Here is a 687-nt window from a genome sequence, read left to right as displayed (position 1 = left end):
TGCTTTTCGCGTCAATTTGGGCCTCTCCTTCTTAGCGGCAGATCTTTTAGCATTCCATTTTTTTTTTTCGGTGTCACCAGCTCGTCACGATCCCCTTTAACGGACCCGCGGGGGCCGACGTGCCTCCTCCCGGTGTCAGAACGATTGGCGTGTGGCGCCCGGGCAAAAAACCGAGGATACCGGATCGCGAATGGCCGAATCCGACACCGCCGGCGGCTCGGAACGGGCCCGCCGGTTCGCCCCGCCGTTCTGCTCGTCCCGAGCTTTCCGACGGTATATCACAATCGCGAATCCGGCGGGCGGATCGAAAGATGCGGCCTCGACAACCCAAGCCGTTCCGCGCGAACCTTCCATCCGGAAGGCACAAATAGTTTCGTACGCGAGCATACTTCGGGTGCGATCATACCAGCGCTAATGCACCGGATCCCATCAGAACTCCGCAGTTAAGCGTGCTTGGGCGAGAGTAGTACTAGGATGGGTGACCTCCTGGGAAGTCCTCGTGTTGCACTCGTCTTTTTGCTCTTTTGTTTTTCTTATTCGTTTTTTCTCTTCACCGCTTTTAACGTTAAGGCGTCTCTCGCTTGCACCGCGCCGGGGGACCCACGAACGTGGCTGCCGACATAACTTTTCGCCTCTCTTGTTCAAGCAAGCGAACACCTTAAGTGATTTCTTCGCGCTTAGGAATTC

1 rRNA gene is annotated in these 687 nt (G+C 56.2%); it reads left to right on the top strand.

The window, feature by feature from the left end:
• Positions 1-392 precede the first annotated feature (392 nt).
• A 5S ribosomal RNA gene (gene rrf, locus GO013_RS16675) occupies positions 393-511 on the top strand.
• The last annotated feature ends 176 nt before the right edge of the window (positions 512-687 follow it).

Origin of the sequence: Pseudodesulfovibrio sp. JC047 (assembly GCF_010468615.1) — a bacterium.
Classification (GTDB): domain Bacteria; phylum Desulfobacterota; class Desulfovibrionia; order Desulfovibrionales; family Desulfovibrionaceae; genus Pseudodesulfovibrio.
The sequence above is the reverse complement of the archived record's forward strand: the minus strand, read 5'-3'. Positions and strand labels throughout refer to the sequence as shown.